The organism is Salinicola sp. MH3R3-1 (assembly GCF_001937155.1).
In the GTDB taxonomy this organism is placed as follows: Bacteria; Pseudomonadota; Gammaproteobacteria; order Pseudomonadales; family Halomonadaceae; genus Salinicola; species Salinicola halophyticus.
This window is the reverse complement of record NZ_MSDP01000006.1, coordinates 14,080-36,142: the sequence shown is the minus strand read 5'-3', so window position 1 is coordinate 36,142 and position 22,063 is coordinate 14,080. Positions and strand designations below refer to the sequence as shown.

Below are 22,063 nucleotides of genomic sequence, written 5' to 3'. Positions count from 1 at the left end.
AATTACTCCAGAACTCGCCAGGTGACGCGGCCCAGCTTCATGCTGTTGAGCGGCTTTTCGGCGATCTGAGTGAGGGAGCCATTGGTACCCGCGCTCACCTTGATCTCCTGCTTGCCCTCATCGTCCAGCATGACTCTGGGGGTAAATATCGCCCCGTTAGTTGCAACACCGATCGGAACGTAAATGCCATCGCCGCCACTCGACGGATAATAGCCATCCTGCTCATCGACCTCCCCATCGCCGTTGACGTCCAGCACCGGTCTCGAGAAAGCCGAGCCGTACCAGGCATTGAGTTCGTAGAGATATCCCCCATCCTCGGCGCCACAGATGCCATAACCCGGAATCAGTGAGGCAAAGAGAATACGGTTGCCACGAAGCGAGGGGCCGTCGACGACCCGCTCGGTACCGAAAAAGTCCAGATACCAGCCGTTGGCGGGATAGCGGCTGGTATCGATGGGATCGAGATAGCGCACCACGGCAGAAGTGCCGTCTTGATCATCGAGCGTAGCCTGATGGAGAGCGCGTCCACTCAGATCATCGCGTGTCAGCGTGTCATCTCTAGCGGTACGACCGGCGAAATCACGGATCGCATAGAAGCTGTCAGCCGTCTTACGGTCCTGCGTGGTGGGTAGACCGTAATTGTCCTGCGTACCTGTGCCGAAAAAGACCATCAGCCCGCCGTCTGGGTGTTCCCCGATTTCCAGCGTCGAGGTGATCACCTGATGCTCGCCATCTCGGATCCCACTGAAAAGCTGATGGATACCGTCATCCCAGCCGGCCGGGTCGGTGGAGGAGAGATCGAAACGCCAGATATTGCCCTGTAGATCCGCGCCGTACGCGAGATCGACCCGACCATCTTCATCGCGGTCCAACAGCGATACGGTCGTCATACCGTTGTCACCGTTATTATCGGTAGCGGCAGGCGTGAGACGCACGACATCCGAGCTCGACCAGCTCCCGCCTTTGCCGCCATCGATGAACAGGATGTAAAGGCTCGCCTTGCCAGCATCGTTGGCATAGCCATTGCCGAACACCACGGCGAAACGCCCGTTTTCCATCCGCACGACGCTAGGCTGGTTGTAGACGTAGCCGAGCTGCCGGCCATCTTCGCCAAATACGGCCGCGTCATCATCAGGGCCGTACTCCCAGAGCGAAAGGGACGACGCATTCGACTCACTGAAGCGATTTGGATCAGTGACGTCCAGTGCGAACAGACCTTTGCCGCCAGAGCCCAAGCCACTCGCCAGCAGCGAGACCCAGGCGCCGGCTCCCCTCTCGCCGTAACGGGCATCCAGCACGGTCGGACTTCCGTCGACGAAATAGCGGTGGTTGTAGTCGGGATCAGCCAGCTCGGGTAGCTGTTCGAGTAGCAGTCCGGGGACGTAGCCTAGCCTTTCGACGCCGGTTGCGGCATCGAAGCCATGCAGCATCCCGTCGTTCCCCCCCACGTAAAGCACGGGTGTACGGTCCCTATGCGTTGTTCGGAACGTGGCGTAGGACGTGTCGCCTTCATCGGGCACGAAATAGGTGTTCGGCACGCCGACCAGATAGGGCTGGGAGCCGATGAAATCGCCGAGCTTGGCACTCTCACGGCCGTTGAGCCATAGGCGATCGCGGTAATCTCCACCGTACCGCTGTTCGTTCTCGGCCTGACCACGTAGATAACCGATCAGATTCCGCAGCGTCGATGTCATTTGCAGGCCGGCACTTTCGAAAGCGCTGGCGGTAAAGGGGATGCCGGTGCCCGTATAGGGGTTTCGGGTAACGATCTGACGACTGGAAGCAGACGGCAATTTATCGCGCGCACTCCATACGCTCGAGACAGTGCCATCGTCCTTGAGTTTTACCGCCTGGACATCGCCCGACCAGCTGTACTGATTGTTGTAGAGCGTTTGAAAGATATAATCCTTGACGTCACCGTCGTAGCCGATGGTCACCCCCGCCCCGGTCCGATTGGTATTTTCGAGTACCTGATCCAGCAGATTGCGCAACGTCTCGGCCAATTCGTCGATCCGGTTCACCTCGAAGTAAGCCCCGGGGGAGCCATCCTCACGCCGACTATCGTTGCCGTACTTGGCGGCATAGTACAGCGGCGTCTGGAGCTCTTGCCCGGTATTGCCCGAGACACGGTACGTGGCGGTCGTTGCCGGACTCCCGTCACAGGGAGCGCCGGCCGGGCACAGCGACCCCGGGTAATCATTGATGTAGCCATTGATCCCCGTATGGACGTTGAAGCCATCGCTCTGTGGGACCACGATCTTGTTGTTATTGGCTTCTTCGGCACCGTAGCGCCCGCTGGTGCCACTGAGGATGTAACCGAGGCCAAGCTTGTGAGAGGCCGCAGCGCGGGTCACGCTGGTGGTGATCGACAGGCGCTCACCCGACAGCGCGTAACTCAGGCGAACTTCGGCATCGAAATCGTAATCGCCGCCAAACTCCGAATCTTCCCAGTCGATCAGAAAGCTGCCGCTCGAACCATCGGATGCCTGGGATTCCACGAGAAAGTTGACGATCGCGCACTTGCCGCCCGCCGTGGTATTCGAGCAGGCGGGAATCAGTGACACGGATTCACCACCGCCTATGGGAATCGACACCAGAGGTACGTTGGACGCGAGCTGTACCGCATAGGTATCGATCGGTTGCCCTGCGTCTCCCTTCGGGCCCTGGATCACGGCATCGTTGTGGGCGAAGCGGGCCAGCCCCGCCACGCTGTAGCTGCCCTCGAGCCCAGGCGCCGTGGGACACACCCCTTTCGCATCGCTAAGGCCGGAAAGTGTCTTGGCGGTGCAGAACTTGTCACTACTGGTACCGCCGCTAGCCGAGGTCTGGCCAACGAAATACTCTCCGGAAATTCCCTCGGCAGTGCCGACGGCATTGGTCTGAGTTCGAATCTGGGCGGCGGAGATAGGAGACGAACCGGGCGCACCAAGATCGTCGCTGTCAAAAGAGATTTCACTGGCATTGACCAGCAATAATGAATGGGCAGCGCACCATTTGTCGGATAGGTCGTTATTCCAGGCTGGCGACGTCAATCCCGATATATAACTGGTTTCGACGTCACCCGTTCCTACCGAGAAGATATCGGTCGGCGAACTTTCTCCACTAATATAGCGCAGCGCCTCGAGCGTGCTCTCTCCCAGCGGATTACCCCAGTTGGAACAGCTACCATTGGAAAATGAGCCGCGTCCCCAAGGGCAGTCGTCTCCGGAACTGGAATTGTAGTTTCCATCCTGATAGCTATATTTGGCGATCTTGAACGCATCCAGGTTACTGACGATCCCGCTATAGTTGGTATCGAACACGCCGGAAGATGCGCTGAATTCGCTACCGAAGCTTTCGAAATTGGCCCTGAGCACTCCGCCCTGCTTGTTATTCTTGTAGGAGCCGGTAAACATGCCAAATTCGATATCCTTGGCATAGTCGTGCAGTAGTCCCGTCGGCTTCGGATAAGCGGAATCTGGATATGAAGTGCAGTCGCCATTTTCGCCCGCGCTGGTGCAGACTTCGACTCGCGCCCGATACTCCTTGGAGTTCGTGGCCGTCTTCAGGGGAAAGTCGCTCCAATCCTGACGCTCACCTCGCCAAGGGCACTGCCATTGCTCGGTGCTTGCCCACTTGGGCCATCCTACTTTGCTGCCATTCTCGTCACCCGTGGCGACACGGATCAACGGTGGATCTGTCACCGCGCCAGAGTAGATGTTTTCCTTCGCATGATAAGTCGTATTGCAAAAAGTGACGGCACTGACTCCATTGAAAGGAGTGTTCTTGTTGATGATATTCCTATCAGAGATAATCTTGCTGAAGCTGTGGGAATCCATCGGCAGAAAGGCACGCTCCAGTAGCGTAGTTTGCGTGGTGTCATCGCGGTACCGCTTACCTCCATAGAGCGCCTTACGGATGATGTCGATACGCGTCATTGTTGCCCAATTGAGTAGGTTGCCGCTCCAGGAATTGTTACCGTTGCAGCTGAACTCGCCATCTTCGGCGTTTCCGTTTCCAGTATCACCAACTCTCCTGAACGCACCATCGTTCAAACCACTATCGTAGGCGTAACAACCGCGGCTATCGAAGTAGCCGTGATACTCGAAGTCGCTTCGATAGGTCGAATCGATCACTCCGTCGCCATCCAGATCGGACCAGTCGGTATAGGCTTTCGAATACCAGTTGTGGTCATTGGAAAGCACCAGCATGCTGCGCGGTGCCGAATCGGCTTGTGCGCTCAGCGGCGGATAGTGCGATACATCATCGGCCGCCCAGCTCTGGTGTGTTGCCGCCAAGAGCAAGCTTCCAAACACCCACAGTTTAATAGACATAGCGAGCCTCCAGGTGCTGAATGGCACGGCCGCCAGGGCCGAATCCAATACTGAATACCCGGAAGAAATAACGCTGCTCGGGATCCTCCTCTATCTGCCCCTTCACCGCGGGATCGACCACCTGGTAGTCATCGACTAGCGCCGGAGTGATACACCCAATCATGTACCGCGGTGCGGGCACAAAGCCGCCGCTGTCACTGCTATAGAGCGTAAAGTCGGCGACAGCCCCCAAACTTTCCAATGATTGCCAACGAGTATCGTTATCCAGATCGTCCTGAGTCGTGATGTTGTAAAGCGCTCCCCCTGCATTGCAGAACAAGGCCAATTCATTCGCGTTATCGAGGACATCTTCTGCCGCGCGCAGCCCAGCTTCAGCGCCTTGAAAGGCGATCTGACTTGCGGCTTCGTTGGTCGCGAGCTGTTGCTGCGTTCGCGTTGCCTGACTGGCACCGAATGCCAGCAGCGAAATCAACGCAACCAGTATCAGCGTTATCAGTAGCGCTGCGCCGCGTTGATTGCCGCGGGGGGGGCCGGATCGAGTCACTGGGCGGCCTCCGGCAGATTACGCAACGCTGTCGTCAGACTGACCAGCGAACGAGCCTTGCCGTCGTCGAAGCTGACGGTGGCATCGCCCCACGTGAACTGCTGTTCGAAACGACTGCCGGTGGATTCGCTCGACGCCAGGATCAATTGCATCTGAATGGCCTTGATCGAGTGCCAGTCCTTCACGCTGGATTGCACTTGCCACTGATCCGAGTCATCGAGATAGCGCCATTGCAATGCGTCGACGTCGTTGAGCAGCGGCAGCGAGTTGTGGGGATCTCCTCCATCACTGAAGTAGACCTTGCAGCGCAGGGTATGGCCGTCGAGATAGAGCCGCGTCATGGCGATCGAGTCGTCATCGCCAGTCGCACTACGCGCGAAGTTCGTACCGTCGCAGTGGGTCAACGGCTGATTCGTCAGCTCGGGCGCCCGGTAGCGCACCCAGACATCACCGTCTTCGGTGGAAGCAACGAGTTGCGCCGTCGCAAAATTCGGCACTTCGCTGTGCGAGCCGTCATAGGCGGGGAAAGTGACATCGAAATCTTCCCAACTGTCGCTGTACCCCGTCATCCACAGCTGCTGCTGAACGACACTGAGCGCGAAGCGGCGGGCATCCTGCACATCCACGTTAGCCATCGAGGTCTGATAGCTCTGTCGGCTCGAAATCAGGTAGCTGGTCACCATCAGTACCAGCATCAGGCCGATGACCATGGCGACCATCAGCTCGATCAAGCTGATACCCGCTTGAGCGCGTGGCAAAGCCCGGATTGTCGGCGAGCCCGTCATAGCGCCGTTTCCACGCGGATACAGCCGCCGCCGTCGATCAGCGTGCCGTCCTGCGGTCTGCATGCGGTCACGGGTGAGTCGCTGGCTACACGCTGCCAGACGATCGACACGGTGGCCATCATCAAGTCATCGGTCTGCCCTTCGATCTGCAACTGCGTGACCACATTGGGCAACTGTTCCTCTGCCTGCGATTGCCAATCTCCGATCAGGTTGCACAGCCACTGATTGGTCGCATCGCAACCGCTGAGCGCGTTGCCGTTGATGGCGAGCTTTTCGACCGCCACCGGGTCGATGCGCAGCTGCTCGATGAGCGTGCCGCTCATGGCGACGGCTATCGAACGCCAGCGGGCGTCGATCTCCTCTTTCTGCGTGAACAGTTGCAGACTGGCCACGCCCAGCAGCGCAATACTCAGGACGAGCAGCGCAATCAGGGATTCGATCAATGTGACACCGCACTCATGCCTGCCAAAACCGGCATAAGGGATCGACAGACGTTCGCTCGACTTCGATATCAGACGTCGGGATGGGACAGCGGACACGCGAGACCCCGCACCAGGTTCGCAGCCGCGGTAGGAGCGGCCGATAAAGGTTCGTGAACTGGCCGAGACAACCCGACCAGTTACATTCGTTTACCCTATATCGGCTTCAGGCTAAGAAGATTTAGCGGTCGTCATACTTCGCTGGTAATCACGCGTTCACGCAGTTCGCGCGGCATGGAGAAGGTGATGGTTTCGGCGCGCCCGGACAGCTCTTCCGGCACGCTGGCGCCCAATGCCTGCAGTTTGTCGATGACGCCCTTGACCAGCACTTCCGGGGCGCTGGCGCCCGCCGTGATCCCGATGGTCTCGACACCGTCGAGCCAGCTCGGCTCGATCTGTTCGGCGTCGTCGATCAGGTAGGCCGGCGTACCGATGCGTTCGGAGAGCTCGCGCAGCCGGTTGGAATTGGAGCTGTTGACGCTACCCACCACCAGCACCAGCTGGGAGTCTGTCGCCAGTTCGCGCACGGCATCCTGGCGATTCTGGGTGGCATAGCAGATATCGTCGTTGCGCGGCCCCTGTATCTGGGGAAAGTGCTGGCGCAGCGCAGCGATCACCTTGGCGGTATCGTCCATCGATAGCGTGGTCTGGGTAACGAATGCCAGTCGCGAAGGATCGCGTACCGGTAGCCTGGCGACGTCCTCTTCGTCCTCGACCAGATAGATCGAGCCGCCGTGGCTGTCGTCGTAGCGCCCCATGGTTCCCTCGACCTCCGGATGCCCGGCATGACCGATCAGAACACATTCCTGGCCGCGCTTGGCGTAGCGCAGCACTTCCATGTGTACCTTGGTCACCAGCGGGCAGGTGGCATCGAAGATCTTGAGACCGCGATTTTCGGCTTCCAGCTGCACGGCACGGGAGACGCCATGCGCAGAAAAGATCACGATGACGTCGTTAGGCACTTCATGCAGTTCTTCGACGAAGACCGCGCCGCGCTCGCGCAGCGAATCGACCACGAAGCGGTTATGCACGACTTCGTGGCGGACGTAGATGGGCGGTCCGAAGACGTCGAGCGCACGATTGACGATGTCGATGGCGCGGTCGACGCCGGCACAGAAACCGCGGGGATTGGCCAGCTTGATTTGCATGGGAACCTTTGACATGGCGACCTCGCTTAATACGCTCGAATCTGGTGGTGAAAACGAAGCTGGATTTCAGTGAGTCGTCGCCGGCTTCACTGCCAGAATCTCCACCTCGAAGGTCAGGGTACGCCCTGCCAGCGGATGATTGAAGTCGACCTCGACATGTCGCTCGTCGACGCTGGCGATGACGCCGGGCACTTCGCCGCCGGCAGCGTCGGCGAACGACATCACCGTGCCCGGCTCAACCGCCTCTTCGAAGCTGTCGCGGGAGAGACGCTGCACGTTCTGCGGGTTGTGCTGACCGAAGGCGTGTTCCGGCGTGATCTCGTAGGCCCCGGTATCGCCGGCGACCATACCTTTCAGTGGCGCCTCGAAGCCCGGCGGCAGGTTGCCGTCGCCGAGCTGAAACGTGGCCGGCTGCTTGTCACGGGTCGAATCGACCACTTCGCCGTCCTCGAGTTTCACCGTGAAGTGCAGGGTGACTTCCATGCCGTCGCCGACGCGGTAGTCGTGATCGTCGTGGTGGCCGTTCTCGCTCATGAGTCACCTCGGGTCGAAGAAGATTTATCAGCTGAAGAAGAATCAGCCGAAGAAGATTTGTCCTGGCCGGCGGGAGAGGCTTTCGGCCGCCGCGACTCGAACAGCGACTGCAACACCAGACCGACCGCGCCCAGCGTGATCGCGGTGTCGGCCAGATTGAATGCCGGGTAGTACCAATCGCCCCAATGGAACGACAGATAGTCGACCACGTAGCCGTGCACCAGCCGATCATAGAGGTTGCCGATGGCGCCGCCGATGACCAACGTCAGCGAGATCGCGGTGAGCGTCTCGCCACGCTTCAGTTTCGACAGCCACACCGTCAGACCGATACTGGCACCAATGGCGATCAGCGCGAACAGCCAGCGCTGCCAGCCCGCATGTTCGGCCAGAAAGCTGAACGCTGCGCCGGTGTTATGCAGCAGCGTCAGATTGAAGATCGGCAGCACTTCCAGCGGCCGGCCATAGTCGAGATGGGCCGAGGCCAGCGCCTTGATCCCGAGGTCGAGCACGATGACCGCCAGCGACAGCCACAGCCAGCGTAGTGGCCGATGCATCCGCTCAGTGGGTTGATGAGACGCGGAATCAGGCAAAGCGGCGTACCTCGCCCGGGCCATCAGGCAGATTGGCGATCGAGCGCGCCGACAGTGTGGGGTACTCGGAATTCGCACCCACATCAGGACGACGTTCCCAGCTGCGCTCGTCTTTTTCGTACGGACTCATGCGCACCGCGACCTTGAGACCTTCGAGCTCGGTGGCCTTGGCATCGCCCGCTTTCTCCAGCGGCGCGAGCGTCGCCTCCGAGGTGATCAGCACGAAGCGCAGCTCGTCCTCGAACCGGGACAGCAGCGCGTTCAACGAGTCGTCAACGTAGAGCGTGACTTCGCTATCCAGCGCGCCCTTGATGATGCCGGCGTTACGCGCGTCCTCGAGCTGCTTGTTGACCGCCTGCTTGACCGCGATCACCTGCTCCCAGAACTGCCGCCCCATCTCGGCATTTTCAGGCAGCTGGCTCAGCCCGTCGTAATAGGTTTCCAGATGCACGCTCTCGCCGCGCTCGCCGGGGATGTTCTCGTAGATCTCCTCGGCGGTGAACGACAGGATCGGCGCGATCCAGCGCGAGAGCGCCTCGACGATATGATACAGCGCGGTCTGACAGCTTCGCCGCGCCAGCGAGTCAGGCTGGGTGGTGTACTGACGATCCTTGATGATGTCGAGGTAGAAACCGCCCATGTCCCGCGCGCAAAAGTCGTGAACCTGCTGGTAGACATCGCGGAAACGATAGTCGCTGTAGGCTTTCTGAATACGCCCCTGCAGCTCGGCGGCACGATCCACCGCCCAGCGATCCAGCGCCAGCATGTCATCGAAGGCCACGGCGTCGCGGCTCGGCTCGAAGCCGGTCAGGTTGCCGAGCAGGAAGCGGGAGGTGTTGCGAATCCGGCGGTAAACGTCAGCGGTGCGCTTGAGGATCTCGTCGGAGACGGCCATCTCGCCGGAGTAGTCGGTGGAGGCGACCCACAGCCGCAGGATGTCGGCGCCCAGCTTGTCCATCACCTGCTGCGGCGCGACCACGTTGCCCAATGACTTGGACATCTTGCGGCCCTTCTCGTCGACGGTGAAACCGTGAGTCAGCAGCGATCGGTACGGCGGGTGGCCATCGATGGCGCAGCCGGTCAGCAGCGACGAGTGGAACCAGCCGCGGTGCTGATCCGAGCCTTCCAGATACAGATCCGCGACCGGCTCTTGGCCCCGCTCCTGACCCTGCCCTTGAAAAACGGAGCCATGGGAGCCGCGCAGCACGTGCCAGTGCGTGGTACCCGAGTCGAACCACACGTCGAGCGTATCGGTGACCTTGTCGTAATCGTCGGCCTCGTCGCCCAGCAGCTCGCTCGGATCGAGCTTGAACCAGGCGTCGATGCCGTCGCGCTCGACGCGCTGGGCAACGGCTTCCATCAATTCAACCGTGCGCGGATGCAGCTCGCCGCTGGCCTTGTCGAGAAAGAACGGGATCGGCACGCCCCAGTTGCGCTGACGCGAGATGCACCAGTCCGGGCGATTGGCGATCATCGAGTGCAGCCGCGCCTGGCCCCAGGCGGGGATGAAGTCGGTGGCGTCGACACCGGCCAGCGCCTTGTCGCGCAACGTCTTGCCATCGGTGCCCTCGAGATCCATGCCCACGAACCACTGGGCGGTGGCGCGATAGATCACCGGTGACTTGTGGCGCCAGCAGTGCATGTAGCTGTGGTTGATCTTCTCGTGGGCCGGCAGCGCGCCGGCCTCTTCCAGCTTGGCGACGATCTGCGGATTGGCCTTCCAGATCATCTGTCCGCCGAACAGCGGCAGATCGGCGGCATAGACGCCGTTGCTCTGCACCGGGTTGAGAATCTCGTCGAAACTCATGCCGTACTGGCGGCAGGTATAAAAGTCGTCTTCGCCATAGGCGGGCGCCGAGTGAACGATACCGGTACCGGCACCCAGCTCGACGTAATCCGCGACATAGACCGGCGAGAGCCGATCGAAGCCGGCATCGAGCCCGGCCAGCGGATGGTGGAAGGCGATGTGCTCAAGACTCGCGCCCGGCGCGGTGGCAATGGTCTCGCCGCGCAGGCCGAAGCGTTCGAGGCACGACTCGACCAGCTCTTCGGCCAGCAGCAGCAGGCGATCGCCGGTATCGACCAGCGCATAGACGAATTCGGGATGAACGTTCAGCGCCTGATTGGCCGGGATGGTCCAGGGCGTGGTGGTCCAGATCACCGCCGCTGCCGGCTTGGTCAGCGAGTCGAGACCGAACGCCGCCGCCAGCTTGGCATCGTCGGCGCTGGGAAAGGCGACATCGATGGCGTCGGACTGCTTGTCCTGATACTCGACCTCCGCTTCGGCCAGCGCCGAGCCGCAGTCAAAGCACCAGTTGACCGGTTTCAGGCCCTTGAACACGTAGCCGCCCTTGACCATCTCGGCCAGCGCGCGAATTTCGCCGGCTTCATTGGCGAAGTTCATGGTCAGGTAGGGGTTGTCCCAGTCGCCCTGGACGCCGAGACGCACGAAACCTTCCTTCTGCACCTCGACCTGGGCCGCGGCGTATTCACGACACAGTGCCCGCGCCTCGTCGGCCGGCAGATGCTTGCCGTGAGTGGTCTCGACCTTGTGTTCGATCGGCAGACCATGGCAGTCCCAGCCCGGCACGTAGGGAGCATCGAAGCCGGCCAGATTCTTCGAGCGGACGATGAAGTCCTTGAGCAGCTTGTTGACCGCGTGACCGATATGAATGCTGCCGTTGGCATAGGGAGGGCCGTCGTGAAGGACGAACCGCTCCCGCCCCTGGCGCGTTTCCCGCAGCCTGGCGTAAAGATTCATGTCGTTCCACTGCGCAATTCGACCCGGCTCCCGCGCCGGCAGATTGCCGCGCATGGGGAAGTCGGTCGATGGCAGATTCAACGTGTGCTTGTAGTCGCTCATGGATTTTCGGGTCCGCTCAAGGCTGTTTTGGCCCACTCAGGGCTGTGTCCGTCAGGGCCGTTCAAGACTGTATCGTTCGGCTATCTCGTTCGGCCGCGTCATTCGTGCGCATCGGTGGAGGTCGGCCCCGGATGTTCGGCGGCGGCGGTATCCAGCGGCAATGGCGCCGAGGCGAGGGGGAACCGCGCCTGCGGCATCGTCGCGGCACACAGCCCCCCGCTCTCGGCCGCGTCTGTCTCGGCATCGGTCAAAGATGAGGCGAGAGATTCGGCCGGCCGGCGCGTCGGCGATAGCGCTAGCCGAAAATAGTGCCGGGCACTGTCGAGATCGCGATGGATCTGGGCGACCAGCTCACTGAAATCGTCGAACTTGGTTTCGCCACGCAGTCGTGCACAGGGCACGACGGTCAGCGACTGACCGTAGAGGTCGATTTCACGATCCAGCAGGTGCACTTCGAGCATCGGCCGATCGGCACCGACCGTGGGCCGCCAGCCGATGTTGGCCACACCCGCGACCCATTCGCCGTCCGGCAACCGGGTGGCGCAGGCGAACACGCCACGCAGGGCCAAGGGCCGCGAGGTCAACGGGATATTGGCGGTCGGCACGCCAATGGTGCGCCCCAACTGACGATCGCGCACGACCCGCCCCTGGTAGCCATAGGGGCGGCCCAACAAGCGCGCGGCCTGAAAGAAGTTGCCGCTGGCCAGCAGCGTGCGCACTCGCGTACTCGAAACACGTTCGTCGTCGAGAACGAAGGTGCGCGTATGCTCGACGGCGAAATTCTGCTCGCGCCCGACCGCCTGCAGCAGGGTGAAATCTCCGGCGCGATCACAGCCGAAGCGGAAATCGTCACCGACGACCAGATGCTTGACCTGCAGGCCCTCGATCAACACCCGCTCGATGAACTGTCGCGCGGTCAGACTGCGCAAGGCGTCGTTGAAGGGCAGGCACAGGATCCGATCGGCTCCCTGGGCCTTGAGCAGCGCAACCTTGTCGCGCAGCCGGGTCAATCGCGGCGGTGCCTGGTCGCCTGCGAAGTATTCCCGTGGCTGGGGTTCGAAGATCACCACCGTGACCGGCAACCCCGCCGCGCGGGACAGCGTGCGCAACTGCTCCAGGATGGCCCGATGACCCAGGTGCACGCCGTCGAAGTTGCCGATGGTGGCCACGCAGCCAGGCAACGTCCGCCGCTGCGCGGCGTCGGCGACAGTCGGCAGATTGTGCAAGCCTCGGATCAGTTCCATAGGGTCTGTTCCCGTTACAGTGCGAACCGCATTGCTGCATAAAAAGGCGTCATTATAACCAGAGGGCGCTTCCCATCACCAAGGAGCGCGTCCCTCCATCAACGAGGGCATCCCACCATCGAAGAGCTCGTCCCGCCATTCAGGCGCTTCGGCTCGTGTCAGCCGTGCAGGCGGAAATCCCGCAACCGAATGCCGCTGAGCGCCAGCCAGCCAAAATAGATAGCGACGCCGCCGACTACCAGGGCCATCAGCATGCCGGCGCGGTGCGGTGCGCTCCAGGTGACCCAGGTGTGCCAGTCCGGCGACAACCACCACAGCCCGGCACCCATCAGCAGGCAGCCGCCCACGACCTGCACCGCGTAACGCCCCCAGCCCGGCTGGAAACGCAGCACGCCCTGCCGGTGAAGGCCCAGCCCCAGCAGTCCGGAGTTGAGAAACGCCGAAAGCGCCGTGGCCAGCGCCAGCCCGGCATGGGCCAGCGGCACGATGAGCACCAGATTCATGACCATGTTGGCGAACATCGCGATGATGCCGATCTTGACCGGCGTCTTGGTGTCCTGCCGCGCGAAGTAGCCCGGCGCCAATACCTTGATCAGCATGAACGCCAGCAACCCCAGTGCATAGGCCCGAAGGCTGCGGGATGCCATGACCACGTCGTGGTCGGTCATCGCCCCGTAGTGGAACAGACTGATCAGCAGCGGTTCGGCCAGCAGAATCAGTGCCAGCGCCGACGGCAGCCCGATCAACAGCACCATTCTCAACGCCCAGTCGAGCATGCGCGCGAAATGGTCCCGGGACTCGTCGGCATGACGCTTGGAGAGCGCCGGCAGGATCACCGTGGCGATGGCGATGCCGAACACCCCCAGCGGTAACTCCACCAGGCGATCGGAATAGTAGAGCCAGGAGACGCTGCCGGAGACCAGAAAAGAGGCCAGCACGGTATCCAGCAGCAGGTTGATCTGCGATACCGAGACGCCGAACAGCGCCGGCGTCATCAAACGCAGAATACGCCGCACGCCGGGATGCTTGAAACGGGCTCGCGGCCGAGGCATCAGGCCCAGGCGGGCCAGGAACGGCAGCTGGAAAAGCAGCTGCGCCGCGCCGGCAATCAGCACGCCCCAGGCGAGACCCAGCGCCGGATCGCGCATCCAGGGTGTCAGCCACAGCGCCGCCCCGATCAGGCTGACGTTCAGCAATACCGGGGTGAACGCCGGTATCGCGAAGCGCTCCCAGGTGTTGAGCACGCTGCCGGCGAATGCCGTCAACGAGATCAACAGCAGATACGGAAACGTCAGCCGCAGCATTTCCGTCGTCAGCGCCAACTTGCCCGGATCGGACTGGAAACCCGGCGCAAACAGCCAGGCGAGCCAGGGCGCGGCGGCGATGGCCAGCGCGGTGATCAGCGCCAGCACCACACTGAGACTGCCGGATACCGCGTCGAGCAGCTCGCGGACCTCGGCCCGCGTCCGCTGCGTCGCGTACTCCGACAGCACCGGCACGAAGGCCTGATTGAAGGCCCCCTCGGCAAACAGCCGGCGCATGAAGTTGGGAATCTTGAATGCCACGAAGAAGGCATCGGCGCCGCTACCGGCCCCCAGCAGCGCCGCGATCACCACGTCTCTCGCCAGACCCAGCACGCGTGACAGCAGCGTCATCGTGCTGACGACCATGCCGGAACGCAGCAGCCCGCCGCGAGAGACGGGCGTTGCCGTATCCGCCGCCATCGCGTCGGCTACCGAATCATCCGGAGGATTGTCTGCAGGTCCGTACTGGTCGCTCATTGAGAAGCCGTCAGAAAGAGCAGATACAAAAAAACCGGCCGAAGCCGGTTTCTCGTCAAGCGCGTCCGGCTTAGGCAGCCAGCGCCTTGATTCGCTTGTTCAAGCGACTCTTGATGCGCGCAGCCTTCTTCTTGGACATGGCGTCCTTGTCGGCGATGCGATCGATGACCGGCTGAGCGGCCTTGAATTCGCTGTTCGCCTGCGTCTGATCGCCAGCCTGAATGGCCTTGATCACGCGCTTGATGTAGGTCCGCACCATCGAACGCTGACTTGCGTTGTGCTGGCGGCGCTCTTCCGCCTGACGTGCGCGCTTACGCGCCTGCTTGGTATTCGCCACCGTCGCCTCCTTGGAGATATGGGCAGTCAATTCTGTAAGTTAAATCACCCAGGCCAGCCTCGAAACCGCTTCAGGCCAACCCTGAATGATTCGGCCGAATGTTCAGCGACACCCGAAAACGAAACGTTTCGGAGCCACTTTCGACTGCGGTTCAGGCAGTCTTAAACGGGCCATGTCTGAGAGGATGCGGGAGTCTATCACAAGGCCATGGCACGATACCAGCGCCAACTCCCCATGGGCTCTCGCGCTCTGCCTATGATCGATTCGAACTCAGATCACGACCAGGTTGTCGCGGTGGATCAGCTCCGGCGCTTCCATGTAGCCCAGTATCTCGGCGATGCGCTGGCTCGGCTGCCCGATCAGCTGGACCGCATCGGCACTCGAATAGTTGACCAGCCCCTTGGCCACGCGGGTGCCGCGCTCATCCACGCAGACCACCATGTCGCCGCGCCGGAAAGCGCCTTGCACCTGCTTGACGCCGACCGGCAGCAGACTGGACCCCTGGGATCGCAGCACGTTGATCGCGCCGGCATCCAGCGTCAGCGTGCCGCGCACCTGCAGCTGGCCGGCGAGCCAGCGCTTGCGCGCCGCCAGCGGCGCGTGATCGGGAGACAGCACGGTACCCAGCGACTCGCCCTCGAGCAGCCGCGCCAGCACGCGAGGCTGACGCCCGCTGGCGATCGCCGTGACCGCGCCGGAACGCGCCGCGAGCCGCGCCGCGCGCAGCTTGGTCGCCATGCCGCCGCGACCCAGCACCCCGCCGCCGCCGGCCACGGCATCCAGCACGGGGTCGTCGGCCTGACCTTCGCCGATCAGGCGAGCCTGGGGGTTCTGCCGCGGATCGGCGTCGAACAGCCCTTCCTGGTCGGTCAGAATCAGCAGCGCATCGGCTTCGAGCAGATTGGCGACCAGCGCGCCGAGCGTATCGTTGTCGCCGAAGCGGATCTCGTCGGTGACCACGGTATCGTTTTCGTTGATCACCGGAATCACGTCGAGCTGCACCAGCGTCCGCAGTGCCGAACGCGCATTGAGATAGCGCTTGCGGTTGGAAAGGTCGTCGTGCGTCAGCAGGACCTGCGCGCTACGCAGGCCGTGGCGGGCAAAGTGCGTCTCGTAGCATTGCGACAGCCCGCTCTGGCCGACGGCCGCCGCTGCCTGAAGCTCGTGTACGGCGGTCGGTCGCGTGTGCCAGCCCAGTCGCACCATGCCCTCGGCGATGGAGCCGGACGAGACCAGCACCACTTCGACCCCGCGCCGGTGCAACTCGGCCATCTGATCGACCCAGCCGCCGATCGCCGACTCATCGAGCCCGCGACCGTCATTGGTCAGCAAGGCGCTACCGATCTTGACTACGACCCGCTTTGCGCCTTTTAGCACCGCTCGCCCCACCTGCCGATCCGCCGTCATCCTCGCCTCCGCCCGGGAGCCGGCCGGGTATGAATTCTCCCGGCCCAACACATTGCCAACGCGTTCGATACGGCAATCAACCCGCCGCCGTCAGCGCGTGTATTCGATCTCGACATCATGATCGTCGTCGTCATCGTCGATCTCTTCCGCCACTTCGCCACGCTTGACGCGCAGCCGAGTCTGATGCGCTTCCACCCGCTCCACCGACTCGGCTTCCATGCGACGACGCATCTCGCGCTCGCGTTCGGCGGCCTCTTCGTCCTCGTTTTCCAGCTGGCGCTGCTCGGTCAGCCAGCGATGCGCCGACTGCACCAGTTCATCGGTGCCGTCGCTGGAAATGGCCGAAATCTGAAAGACAGGCCCCTGCCAATCGAGCCGCGAGACGATCTCCGCGACGCGCGCCTCGCGCTCCTCCTGAGGCAACAGGTCGAGCTTGTTGATCACCAGCCACCGCGGCAGTTCCGCCAGCGTGTGCGAGAACTGCTCCAGTTCCTGGGCGATCGCCTCGACGGCCGCCACCGGATCGGATTCGTCGAAGGGCGCCGCATCGACGACGTGTAGCAGCAGTCGCGTGCGGGTCAGGTGCTTGAGAAAGCGCAAGCCGAGGCCGGCGCCGTCGGAGGCACCTTCGATCAGGCCGGGTACGTCCGCCATCACGAAGTGCTCGTGGGTACCCAGCTTGACCACCCCGAGGTTGGGCACCAGCGTGGTGAACGGATAGTTGGCGACTTTCGGCTTGGCGGCGGAAACCGCGCGGATCAGCGTCGACTTGCCCGCATTGGGCATGCCCAGCAGCCCGACATCGGCCATTACCTTCATTTCCAGGCGCAGCTTGCGCCGCTCGCCATCGGTGCCCGAAGTGGTCCGACGGGGCGCACGGTTGGTCGAGGATTTGAAGTGGATGTTGCCCAGCCCGCGGCGTCCACCCTGGGCGACCAGCACCACCTGCCCTTCGGCGGTGACATCGGCGATCACCTCGAGCGTCTCCTCGTCGATCACCGTGGTCCCTACCGGCACCTTGACGTGCAGATCGTCGCCGGCCCTGCCGCTCATCTGACGGCCCTGGCCTTGCTGGCCGCTATCAGCCTTGTAGAAGCGCTGAAACTTGAAGTCGATCAGCGTGTTCAGCGACTCGTCGCCGATCAGGTAGACGTTGCCGCCATGGCCGCCGTCGCCACCGTCGGGGCCGCCCTTGGGCACGTACTTCTCACGCCGGAAGCTGAGACAACCGTTGCCGCCCCTGCCGGCTTCGACGGTGATCGAGGTTTCATCGACGAACTGCATGTCACTCTCCCGGCGGCGGGCGCCGCACGCGTGGATGCTGCAAAGCACTACTGCAAAAGCACTGCTGCAAAAGTACTGGTGCAAAAACGAAAAAACCCCGCCTGAGCGGGGCTTTCATACAAGGTTCGTGACGTCTCAGGCGGAGACTACGCTCACGAACTTGCGGTTCTTCGGGCCTTTCTGCTCGAACTTGATGACGCCGTCATTCAGTGCAAACAGGGTATGGTCCTTGCCGATACCGACGCCGGTTCCTGCATGGAACCGAGTGCCACGCTGGCGAACGATGATGTTGCCGGCGATCGCTTTCTGTCCACCGTACAGCTTGACACCAAGGCGTTTGGATTCGGAATCGCGACCGTTACGAGTACTACCGGCAGCCTTCTTATGAGCCATGGAGAAACCCTCTCTCTGGGGGAATGTTCCGCTTAAGCGGAGATTCCGGTGATCTTGACTTCAGTGAACCACTGACGGTGGCCCTGACGCTTCATGTGATGCTTCCGGCGACGGAACTTGATGATCTGCACCTTGTCACCACGACCGTGGGAGACGATTTCCGCAGCCACCTTGGCGCCACTCAGCAGCGGCGCACCGACTGAGATGTCGTCGCCGTCGGCAACCAGCAGCACCTGGTCGAACTCCAGGGTGTCGCCGGTCGGCACTTCGAGCTTCTCGAGCTTGAGTGTCTGACCTTCCTGCACGCGGTACTGCTTACCGCCGCTCTTGATAATAGCGTACATAACATTCTCCGGGCTTTTCGAGCCAAGGCTCATCGGTCCAAACTCATCGATACTGAGCGCTCTTTCATCGACCTGCGGCGAGTGGTGCCCCTTCCGGCAACCATCTGACAGGGAGCATGACGAGTTGGGCGGCGGATTATAACGACTACGCTGGCTCCAGGCAAGTCTTTGCCGACCGTCGCCCGCCGCCCCGGGGCGCGGCGGCGTGCATGGCTCGGCACGCCCCGGCTCTCGTCGGTTGACGCACCTGTGGGCGCCACCTAGCATAGCCCTCACATCGCCTCTCTCGGCCACCGGGTCCCGGCCCATGGTCAGCGTCGAGCGGCCCTACTCAAGCCCCATCCGATTCTTTGACAAGCCGACCATGCAATCCAACGCTGCATCCATACATGCATCGGTGGCTGAGGACTTCGCCGCCGTCAATCGTACGATCCTCGATCAACTGGCGTCGCGAATTCCCCTGGTCGAGACCATCGGCCAATACATCATCGAAAGCGGTGGCAAGCGGCTGCGTCCTTTGCTGGTCCTGCTGGCCGCGCGGGCGCTCGGTTATCCCGGAGACAGCAACGACGCCGGCGACAAACACATCGCCCTGGCGACGTTGATCGAGTTCATGCACACCTCCACGCTGCTGCATGACGATGTCGTCGACGAATCCAGCCGCCGCCGCGGCAAGGCCACGGCCAACGACACCTGGGGCAATGCCCCGTCGGTGCTAGTCGGCGACTTCCTCTACTCACGATCGTTCCAGATGATGGTCGAGGTCGGTTCGATGCGGGTCATGCAGGTGCTCTCCGGCGCCACCTGCGTCATCGCCGAAGGCGAAGTCCAGCAGCTGACCAATATCGGCAACGCCGACATCTCGGAATCGGACTACTTCGACACCATCCAGGGCAAGACCGCGATGCTGTTCGAGGCGGCCTCCCACAGCGGCGCGATTCTCGCTGGCGCCACCGCCGAACAGGAGCAGGCGCTACAGCTTTACGGCCGCTACCTGGGCCTCGCCTTCCAGCTGATCGACGACCTGCTCGACTATCAGGGCGATGCCGAAACCATGGGCAAGAACGTTGGCGACGATCTGGCCGAAGGCAAGCCGACGCTGCCGCTAATCCACGCCATGCGCAACGGCTCCCCGGAGCAGGCCGCGCTGATTCGCCAGGCGATCACCGATGGGGGGCTCGAACGGCTGGATGACGTACTGGCCATCGTGCGGGAAACCGGCGCGCTCGAGTACACCCAGCAGCGCGCGGAAGAGATGGCCGAGAAGGCTCGGACGCAGCTTCAGGTTCTGGCACCAAGCGCCTACCGCGAGAGCATGGAGACGCTGACGCGAGTGGCCGTGGAGCGCGACGTTTAAAAGGCGTGAGATCGGGCTTGCACCGCGCCCTTTGATGAGTATAATTCACCCCCGTCGAGCTGGCCTCAACGGCTACGCATCGACGATCAGATCGGAATATAGCTCAGCTTGGTAGAGCGCTGCCTTCGGGAGGCAGAGGTCGTAGGTTCGAATCCTGCTATTCCGACCACCGCATTGAAAAACGTCCGTTCAGGCTCTGCCTGGCGGGCGTTTTTTTATGCTCGAACACGGCTCGATGCGCTCGGCGCGAGCCTGAGTCCCACTTAAGACTGATGGCAATCACCGGCGTACTTTCTAGAATTGAAAGAGATGCTGCCTGGAATCGAAAGAGGTAGTGCTTGGAATCGAAAGAAATAGTGCGCCGAAGCAGAGCAGTGCCTTTGAAGCCAGCAGCGCCGCTATGGATCCGGCAGCCGCGGGCGAGCGACTGCCGGAACGCCCGCCGCGGGCCCGCCCCTCAGGAGAAAAGCCATGTCGAGATGGTCTCGCTCGCCCACTGCCGCAGTCACCGTCGCGCTCTGCGCCATACTCCTGTTAATCCTCGGCACCGTACGGGCCGGCGCCCAGGATGACGAGGCGCCGCCACCGTGGTCGGCGGAAGCCGTCGAATCGACTCAGGCCCAATGTCACGCCAACATGGCCGCCAGCGGAATCGAAGGCCCTAAGGTCGAACGCTACTGCGAATGCGTCACTACCGCTCTGCAGGCTCGCTTCACCGCCGCAGAGGTGCGCGAAATGAAGCGCGAACATGACCCCGGCGATAGTGAAGCCAGCCGCCCGCCCGCACTGGACAAGACGCTCGACCAGTGCTCGGCGGTACTCGAATCCCAATAAAGACGGCGAAAAGACGGCGAAAAGATCGGCGATCCCCCGCCTCGAGACAACGCCGGCATCCAGTACCGGATTATCGACGTACAAGTCTACGGGCCGCGCCATCGAGGCGGCGCATCAATGCCACAATGACTGGCAGGTTCCACCGCCACTGCCGCCAAGGACACGGGCTCATGACCAACTCCACTGCACGGATCAGGCCGCGCCGCGAACGTCGCCATCGACTTCCCGTGCGTCTCTGGCACTGGGTCAATCTCTGGTGCCTGATCGTGCTGCTGATGAGCGGCTTGCAGATCTTCAACGCACACCCGGCACTCTACTGGGGTAGCGCTTCGAATTTTGACGATCCGTGGCTGGAGATGTACGCCATTCGCGGCGCCGAGGGCGACATAAAGGGCCAGACCGCGCTGGGGCCCTGGGTTTTCGATACCACCGGCATCCTGGGCTACTCCGGCAGCGACGATAACGCCAGCGTGCGCGGGTTCCCCGGCTGGATCACCTTGCCGAGCTATCAGTTTCTGACCATGGGGCGACTCTGGCATTTTTTCTTTGCCTGGCTGTTTGCCGGCGCCGGCGCACTGTTCGCGCTGTATGCGCTGTTCAGCGGTCATCTGAAACGCGATCTGTGGCTACCCGCATCCCAATGGCGCGGCCTGGGTCGCGACATTCTCGATCATCTACGGCTGCGCTTTCACACCGGTCATGGCGGCTACAACGGCTTGCAGAAGCTCAGCTATCTGGGCGTGCTATTCGTAGCATTGCCCGTCATGATTCTGACCGGCCTGTGCATGTCGCCCACCTTCAACGCGGCGGCGCCGTGGCTACTCGATCTGTTCGGCGGTCGCCAGAGTGCGCGCTCGATTCACTTCATCGTCGCCGGTTCGCTGGTGCTGTTCGTGATCGTTCATCTTCTGATGGTGTTGCTGAGCGGGCCGTTACGGCAGGTGCGCGACATGCTGACCGGCGGTAGACGCGACGTGACGCCTGCCGAAAGCCAAGGGAGCACCCAGCATGAAACGCCATGATGCCGCTGGCCGCAGACTCTTCCTGCAACGCGCGGCGCTTGGCGTCGCAACGCTGGGATTGGCCGGTTGCGACCGGCTGTCCCGGAACGATCAGGTCGTGAAAACGCTGGATCTGGCCGAACGTCTCAATCTGCGCGCTCAGCGCTTCCTGGCCGGCGAACGAGGTCTGGCGCCGGAATATCCGCCATCGATGATCGACAAGACTTTCCGCCCCAACGGCTCCACCGACCCGCAGGCCTCTCGCTATCGCCAGCTTGCCGCCGGCCAGTTTCGTGACTGGCGCCTGGAGATCGGCGGACTGGTCGATGAGCCCCTGTCATTGTCGCTCGCCGAGCTGCAGGCGATGCCGGCCAGAACCCAGATCACCCGCCATGACTGCGTCGAAGGCTGGAGTGCCATCGGCCAGTGGCGCGGTCCGGTGCTGGCCGACCTGCTCGAGCGGGCGGGCGTGAAACCCGAGGCGCGCTATGTGGTGTTCCACTGCATGGATCAGCTGGGCGGCGAAGACTACTACTACGAGAGTCTGGATCTGAGCGAAGCGCGTCATCCGCAGACGATCCTCGCCTACTCGCTCAACGATGCGCCACTGCCGATCGCCAACGGCGCGCCGCTGCGGCTTCGCGCCGAGCGCCAGCTGGGCTACAAGATGGCGAAATATCTCTCCGCCATCACGCTGGTCACCGATTTCGACGATATCGCCGGCGGTAAAGGCGGTTACTGGGAAGATCGCGGCTACACCTGGTATGCCGGGATATAGCCGGCGGCTGCCACTGGCACCATCACTACGCTTGACAATCCGTCACG

At 62.2% G+C, this 22,063-nt stretch carries 19 protein-coding genes and 1 tRNA gene; 5 read left to right on the top strand and 15 right to left on the bottom strand.

Annotation, left to right across the window (positions count from 1 at the left end; genetic code table 11):
- Positions 1 to 2: 2 nt before the first annotated feature.
- The 15 genes from BTW08_RS04625 to rplU all read right to left on the bottom strand — a co-directional run bounded on the left by BTW08_RS04625 (position 3) and on the right by rplU (position 18,046).
- The gene (locus BTW08_RS04625; protein WP_075561360.1) at positions 3 to 4,277 is read right to left on the bottom strand and encodes a PilC/PilY family type IV pilus protein; all 4,275 of its coding nucleotides are present in this window, start codon (positions 4,275 to 4,277) and stop codon (positions 3 to 5) included.
- 25 nt (positions 4,278 to 4,302) lie between these two features.
- Complete coding sequence (locus tag BTW08_RS04620; RefSeq protein WP_075561359.1) at positions 4,303 to 4,857, bottom strand: PilX N-terminal domain-containing pilus assembly protein; 555 nt, start codon at positions 4,855 to 4,857, stop codon at positions 4,303 to 4,305.
- The gene (locus BTW08_RS04615; RefSeq protein WP_075561358.1) at positions 4,854 to 5,642 is read right to left on the bottom strand and encodes a PilW family protein; all 789 of its coding nucleotides are present in this window, start codon (positions 5,640 to 5,642) and stop codon (positions 4,854 to 4,856) included. Before BTW08_RS04615 ends, BTW08_RS04620 begins: the two co-directional genes overlap by 4 nt.
- On the bottom strand, positions 5,639 to 6,181 hold the full coding sequence (locus BTW08_RS04610) for a prepilin-type N-terminal cleavage/methylation domain-containing protein (RefSeq protein ID WP_168170634.1): 543 nt from the start codon (positions 6,179 to 6,181) through the stop codon (positions 5,639 to 5,641). Before BTW08_RS04610 ends, BTW08_RS04615 begins: the two co-directional genes overlap by 4 nt.
- 131 nt (positions 6,182 to 6,312) lie before the next feature.
- The gene (gene ispH, locus BTW08_RS04605; RefSeq protein ID WP_075561356.1) at positions 6,313 to 7,284 is read right to left on the bottom strand and encodes a 4-hydroxy-3-methylbut-2-enyl diphosphate reductase; all 972 of its coding nucleotides are present in this window, start codon (positions 7,282 to 7,284) and stop codon (positions 6,313 to 6,315) included.
- A 51-nt stretch (positions 7,285 to 7,335) separates the two neighbouring features.
- Positions 7,336 to 7,803, bottom strand: a complete 468-nt coding sequence (fkpB, locus tag BTW08_RS04600) for an FKBP-type peptidyl-prolyl cis-trans isomerase (protein WP_075561355.1) — start codon at positions 7,801 to 7,803, stop codon at positions 7,336 to 7,338.
- On the bottom strand, positions 7,800 to 8,357 hold the full coding sequence (gene lspA / locus BTW08_RS04595; RefSeq protein WP_083627682.1) for a signal peptidase II: 558 nt from the start codon (positions 8,355 to 8,357) through the stop codon (positions 7,800 to 7,802). The genes fkpB and lspA overlap by 4 nt, the downstream gene beginning before the upstream one ends.
- 28 nt (positions 8,358 to 8,385) lie before the next feature.
- The gene (ileS, locus tag BTW08_RS04590; protein WP_075561354.1) at positions 8,386 to 11,256 is read right to left on the bottom strand and encodes an isoleucine--tRNA ligase; all 2,871 of its coding nucleotides are present in this window, start codon (positions 11,254 to 11,256) and stop codon (positions 8,386 to 8,388) included.
- A gap of 98 nt (positions 11,257 to 11,354) precedes the next feature.
- Entirely contained in the window at positions 11,355 to 12,500 is a 1,146-nt protein-coding gene (gene ribF, locus BTW08_RS04585) for a bifunctional riboflavin kinase/FAD synthetase (RefSeq protein WP_075561353.1), read from the bottom strand.
- 158 nt (positions 12,501 to 12,658) lie between these two features.
- Complete coding sequence (gene murJ / locus BTW08_RS04580) at positions 12,659 to 14,224, bottom strand: murein biosynthesis integral membrane protein MurJ (protein WP_075561352.1); 1,566 nt, start codon at positions 14,222 to 14,224, stop codon at positions 12,659 to 12,661.
- 127 nt (positions 14,225 to 14,351) lie between these two features.
- Positions 14,352 to 14,618 (bottom strand): 30S ribosomal protein S20, encoded by a 267-nt coding sequence (rpsT, locus tag BTW08_RS04575; protein ID WP_075561351.1) that lies wholly within the window; start codon positions 14,616 to 14,618, stop codon positions 14,352 to 14,354.
- Between the two features lie 270 nt (positions 14,619 to 14,888).
- Positions 14,889 to 16,025, bottom strand: a complete 1,137-nt coding sequence (gene proB, locus BTW08_RS04570; protein WP_075561350.1) for a glutamate 5-kinase — start codon at positions 16,023 to 16,025, stop codon at positions 14,889 to 14,891.
- 90 nt (positions 16,026 to 16,115) lie between these two features.
- Positions 16,116 to 17,309 (bottom strand): GTPase ObgE, encoded by a 1,194-nt coding sequence (gene obgE, locus BTW08_RS04565; RefSeq protein ID WP_075561349.1) that lies wholly within the window; start codon positions 17,307 to 17,309, stop codon positions 16,116 to 16,118.
- Positions 17,310 to 17,444: 135 nt separating this feature from the next.
- On the bottom strand, positions 17,445 to 17,702 hold the full coding sequence (gene rpmA, locus BTW08_RS04560) for a 50S ribosomal protein L27 (RefSeq protein ID WP_075561348.1): 258 nt from the start codon (positions 17,700 to 17,702) through the stop codon (positions 17,445 to 17,447).
- Positions 17,703 to 17,734: 32 nt separating this feature from the next.
- The gene (rplU, locus tag BTW08_RS04555) at positions 17,735 to 18,046 is read right to left on the bottom strand and encodes a 50S ribosomal protein L21 (protein ID WP_075561347.1); all 312 of its coding nucleotides are present in this window, start codon (positions 18,044 to 18,046) and stop codon (positions 17,735 to 17,737) included.
- Between the two features lie 364 nt (positions 18,047 to 18,410).
- Here rplU and ispB point away from each other — a divergent pair, with 364 nt between their 5' ends.
- The 5 genes from ispB (at position 18,411) to BTW08_RS04530 (ending at position 22,016) form a co-directional block, all read left to right on the top strand.
- The gene (ispB, locus tag BTW08_RS04550) at positions 18,411 to 19,403 is read left to right on the top strand and encodes an octaprenyl diphosphate synthase (protein WP_075561373.1); all 993 of its coding nucleotides are present in this window, start codon (positions 18,411 to 18,413) and stop codon (positions 19,401 to 19,403) included.
- Positions 19,404 to 19,495: 92 nt separating this feature from the next.
- Positions 19,496 to 19,572: transfer RNA gene (locus tag BTW08_RS04545), tRNA-Pro, on the top strand.
- 302 nt (positions 19,573 to 19,874) lie between these two features.
- Positions 19,875 to 20,237: a hypothetical protein gene (locus tag BTW08_RS04540; RefSeq protein ID WP_075561346.1), complete on the top strand. Its 363-nt coding sequence runs from the start codon at positions 19,875 to 19,877 to the stop codon at positions 20,235 to 20,237.
- Positions 20,238 to 20,407: 170 nt separating this feature from the next.
- On the top strand, positions 20,408 to 21,259 hold the full coding sequence (locus BTW08_RS04535) for a cytochrome b/b6 domain-containing protein (protein ID WP_075561345.1): 852 nt from the start codon (positions 20,408 to 20,410) through the stop codon (positions 21,257 to 21,259).
- Positions 21,246 to 22,016: a molybdopterin-binding protein gene (locus BTW08_RS04530; RefSeq protein WP_075561344.1), complete on the top strand. Its 771-nt coding sequence runs from the start codon at positions 21,246 to 21,248 to the stop codon at positions 22,014 to 22,016. Before BTW08_RS04535 ends, BTW08_RS04530 begins: the two co-directional genes overlap by 14 nt.
- The last annotated feature ends 47 nt before the right edge of the window (positions 22,017 to 22,063 follow it).